General features: G+C 51.0%; 6 protein-coding genes. 5 read left to right on the top strand and 1 reads right to left on the bottom strand.

What is annotated here, in order from left to right:
- Window positions 1-74: 74 nt before the first annotated feature.
- The 5 genes from AN476_RS22035 to AN476_RS22015 all read left to right on the top strand — a co-directional run bounded on the left by AN476_RS22035 (window position 75) and on the right by AN476_RS22015 (window position 3,992).
- Window positions 75-1,445 (top strand): ATP-binding protein, encoded by a 1,371-nt coding sequence (locus tag AN476_RS22035; protein ID WP_054463905.1) that lies wholly within the window; start codon window positions 75-77, stop codon window positions 1,443-1,445.
- Window positions 1,446-1,654: 209 nt separating this feature from the next.
- Entirely contained in the window at window positions 1,655-2,287 is a 633-nt protein-coding gene (locus tag AN476_RS22030) for a MarC family protein (RefSeq protein ID WP_054463904.1), read from the top strand.
- Window positions 2,288-2,297: 10 nt separating this feature from the next.
- Window positions 2,298-2,570, top strand: coding sequence for a YrhK family protein (locus AN476_RS22025; protein WP_054463903.1), 273 nt, complete (start codon window positions 2,298-2,300; stop codon window positions 2,568-2,570).
- A gap of 24 nt (window positions 2,571-2,594) precedes the next feature.
- On the top strand, window positions 2,595-2,801 hold the full coding sequence (locus tag AN476_RS22020) for a hypothetical protein (RefSeq protein ID WP_054463902.1): 207 nt from the start codon (window positions 2,595-2,597) through the stop codon (window positions 2,799-2,801).
- Window positions 2,802-2,885: 84 nt separating this feature from the next.
- Window positions 2,886-3,992: a trypsin-like peptidase domain-containing protein gene (locus AN476_RS22015; RefSeq protein WP_054463901.1), complete on the top strand. Its 1,107-nt coding sequence runs from the start codon at window positions 2,886-2,888 to the stop codon at window positions 3,990-3,992.
- 63 nt (window positions 3,993-4,055) lie between these two features.
- On the opposite strand, the gene AN476_RS23300 is transcribed toward AN476_RS22015, so the two are convergent.
- Window positions 4,056-4,268 (bottom strand): hypothetical protein (locus tag AN476_RS23300; protein ID WP_216598418.1); only part of this gene is annotated, 213 nt, incomplete at its 5' end.

The raw sequence follows: 4,268 nt of genomic DNA, 5'->3' as shown, positions 1-4,268 counted from the left end.
TATCAGCAAGTTGCGCCAAAAGATCGACAAGCCTTTTGATGTGCCGTTGCTACACACCGTACGCGGAATGGGGTATGCGATCCGTGCGCCTCAGTAATCTGATCCGCAGTGAGCCGTTCAAAGCCATCCTTCGGACGCTCTGTGTCTTTTTGGTTCTTTTTTCCATCGCATCTTGGACTCTCGTCAAGTCGGTCGAGGCAACCTTGCGCGAAGACTTACAAATGCTCATTCAAATTGAAACGGAGTTGTTGAACCAAATTTACCGTGATGAGGGGAAAGCGGGTCTGCTAACCGCAATAAATCAAATGGGGAGCCAAGGCCGCGCACCTGAGCGCGCCTACGGTCTTTTTGATGAGCGCAGCCTCAACCTCACAGGCCCTATCTCTGTCCTACCGGACTTCATCGGCATTGATACACGTGAACTTAGCGTTCTGAGCAGCGGCCGGATTGCGGGACGTTATGTTCTGCGTGTTGATCAAATTGATACATTCACCGTCGTGATTGGTCGTGATCGTTCGATAATCTCTAATGCGACGCGAGGGCTTATCCGAGGGCTTGTCATCTTTGGCGCGCTTCTTGCTGTATCCACCCTTTTTCTCGGACTCCGGGCTGCACGTCGATCACAGCAGCGGCTGGATGAAATGGAGGCAGCCTTGCGGGCTGTATCAGCCGGACAAATGGATGCGCGACTACCAATTGGTACCCAGGACGACCAATTTGACCGCGTGGCAAAACGCATGAACACAAATCTTGCACAACTTGAGAGACTTATGTCCAGCGTGAGGACCACCGCCTCGGCAATTGCTCATGATCTGAAGACACCGTTGTCCCACGCTCAGATAGCCATGCACCAAGCGGCGGATGCCGTCGCGAGCAATGACCTGGCCAGCAACAAGATCGGCGACGCATTGGCCGAAACGGACAAGCTCAACAGCCTGTTTGAAACGATCCTGCGCTTGTCGCGCATCCAATCCTCAAGGGATCGCAGCAAATTTGCCGTGACCTCTTTGCGGGAGTTAGCCGACAAGGCGATCACGTTCCTTCAACCCCTCGCAGAAGAAAATGGCCAAACCCTAAGTCTCAGTGGAGCAGAGGCTCGGATCAAGGCCGACCCGGATATGATCCAACAAGCTATGATCAACCTTCTCCAAAACGCCTGCGTACACTCCGGGTCAGGTGCAGATATTAGGGCGGTAATTCAATCCAATGAATTTACGGTTTCGTTGACGATCAGCGACAATGGGCCAGGCATTTCTGAGGATAGAATGGAAGCGGTCTTAGAGCCCTTCGTAAGAGGTGAAACTGATCGCAGCACGCCCGGTCATGGCTTGGGTTTGGCGATGGTGCTGGCAATAGCTGAATTGCATGATGCCAAAATGACCTTGAACAACACATCGACAGGGTTCGAAGTTTCGTTGATTTTTCCAATTCTCAAGAATTTTTGAAGTTTGCGACAGGTTCTTACAACCTAAGCCAAATAGTAATTTGGCATGTGCTAAGCGGCGTTCATGCTCCACGGACGCCGCGCAAGCTCCTTATGTCGCTTCGACGTCCACTCACGGAGAGCGCCCCGTCTGATCAGGGAGGTCAGACGGGGCGCACTTTATCGTTTAAGGTGCTTGGCGTAGGTTAAGGAAATTTTAGAGGGACAGACATGGACTACGCCGAACTTACAAAAGCCTTTGGGGCTTTTTTTGCGATTATGAATCCGTTTGTGAATTTGCCAATTTTTTTGGCCCTGACCGCAGGATTTACTGTCGCACAACAACGCACTCTGGCGCTAAAGATCACAGTGTTTTCAGCGATTATGTGTGTGGTCATATTGTTCGCAGGGCAAAAGATCATCGGCTTTTTTGGCATTACCGTTGATCAGTTTCGGATCGCTGGCGGAATAGTTCTGGCCCATATCGCGTGGTCGATGTTGAACGGAAACAGCATCACATCGCACCATGGCACCGAGAAAGAACAGGATCATTTGCAGGACCTGACTGGTCTCGCATTTTATCCGATTACCTTTCCGATGATTGTTGGACCGGGCACAATCGCGACTCTGATAATCTATGCGGGACACGCAAAGGGTATGACCGGACTTATCGCCGTCAGCGGCGTCGTGGGAGCTATTCTTGCGATCCTGTTTGTTGTTCTGTTCTTTGCTTCGTTCTTTGGCAAAGTTCTGACAGGCACAATGCGCGTTATCATGACGCGCTTGATGGGCATGATCTTACTGGCAATCGCTGTTGAGATGATCGTAGCGGGCGCTACGGCAGTTGTGCCGGGGTTAGCATAAGGAGGCGAAGATGAAGCTATTTAATCCAGACAGCCGTACCAAATCTGAGAATCACAAACGGCTCTATGCCATGTGCGAAATGGCCTATACCGTGGTCGATTTCTCAGCGGCCGCGCTGTTTGTCATTGGGAGCTTATTGTTCTTCAATGAAAGCACAACCTACTTTGGGACATGGCTTTTTGTTGTGGGATCGGTACTCTTTGGTTTGCGTCCGACGATAAAGCTTTATCGTGAAATCGGATATCTCAGACTTGGCGACTACGACGATATCGCCAAAGGATGAAACGCAAGGGTCGCAAGTTACAACATGCGCAAGGCGATTGGGCAGGATTGGCGGCGTGACGCTGGGTGGATTGCCGATGTGCTTGGCATGATTGATACCGATGTTGTTGTTTTGCAAGAAGCAGACAAAAGGGTTGGATCACGTGCAGGGGTATTACCACTTGATCGTTTAGAAACCGAGCTTGGGCTTGAACCAACTGATGTCTCTCTAGCCATACCGGTCAGCGGCTAACCTCAAGAAAATTTATACTTCGGCACAGGTCAAATTGAGAAAGGATCCTTAGGTCTTTGTTGCAAACACAAATGGAGACGAAGAATGCTAAACAACAAAACACAACGCCTTTCATTCGCAACCTTCGGCATTGCCACTATCCTTGGTGCAATGGCATCAACATCTACAATGGCCGCAGCTAATGGCGGCAAGGGCTACGTGGACCTAGTCGAAGATGTAAGTCCGGCTGTGGTCTTCGTGGAAGTCACAGCCAGCGTTCAAAAAGTGGATGCTGGCGCAAGCCTAAAGAATGATCCACGTTTCGAAGAATTCATGAAACGTTTTGGCGGCGAGATGCCGCAGCAAGGCCAGAGCATGCCGCGACAAGGCGTTGGTTCCGGGTTTATCATTACAGATGACGGTCTAATCGTTACCAATCACCACGTTATCGACAGTGCCACTCAGGTGACTATCAAGATGGCAAGCGGAGAAGAATATGACGCTACAATCATCGGCTCTGACCCGCTCACTGATATTGCCCTGCTAGATATTGAAGGCACGGACTTTCCTACAGTTTCCTTTGGCTCGTCAGACGCGCTGCGTGTGGGTGAAGAAGTGATCGCTGTAGGTAGCCCTTTCGGCCTTGGCGGTACGGTGACGTCGGGTATTATTTCCGCGAAGTCTCGCAACATAAACTCAGGCCCCTTTGATGATTTTATCCAAACAGATGCTGCAATAAATCGCGGTAACTCTGGCGGTCCATTGTTCAATATGGATGGTGAAGTCGTGGGCGTAAACACCGCGATCTATTCGCCGGATGGCGGTTCAGTGGGGATTGGCTTCTCGGTCCCTGCTGATCTCGTGACTGACATCGTTGCTGACCTAAAGGATGATGGAGAGATTGAGCGCAGTTGGCTCGGCGTTCAAATCAAACCAGTGAGCGAAGAAGTCGCACATGTGCTTGGGCTACAAGCGGGTGAAGGTGTGATGGTTGAAGGTGTCGTGGCTGATAGTCCGGCCGATACGGCGGGCATTGAAACCGGCGACGTCATCCTACGGTTTGCGGGGCAAGACATTTCTGAACTGCGAGACCTGACGCGGGGTGTCGCGAATGAGGCGTCTGGGTCGGTAGCCGAAATCGGGGTGTTCCGAGGCGGCGAACAAATGACGCTCGAGGTCACTTTGGCTGCGCGCGAAGACAAAGCGGCTTGAAGTTTTAGGGTTGATGGCTCGAACTAACGAAACTGTCCGAGTGGGGAACATCTCCCACCCGGACTAATTTGATGGAATTAAATATGGCTGGATCAAACGTGCTGCACAATCGACTAGATGAACCTGCCACAAAACTAAAAGTAGTAATGGCTTCGAAGCATGCAAAGGACTGTTGGCAAGACGGTCACGCTGCAACAAATGCAGAGATCTCAGAACGGTACCAAGATATTTAATCTCGCGCTGATGAGGATGTTGAGCTTGACCTGCCCCCCGAAA

It is taken from the genome of Phaeobacter sp. 11ANDIMAR09, from assembly GCF_001294455.1.
GTDB lineage: Bacteria > Pseudomonadota > Alphaproteobacteria > Rhodobacterales > Rhodobacteraceae > Pseudophaeobacter.
The sequence above is the reverse complement of the archived record's forward strand: the minus strand, read 5'-3'. Positions and strand labels throughout refer to the sequence as shown.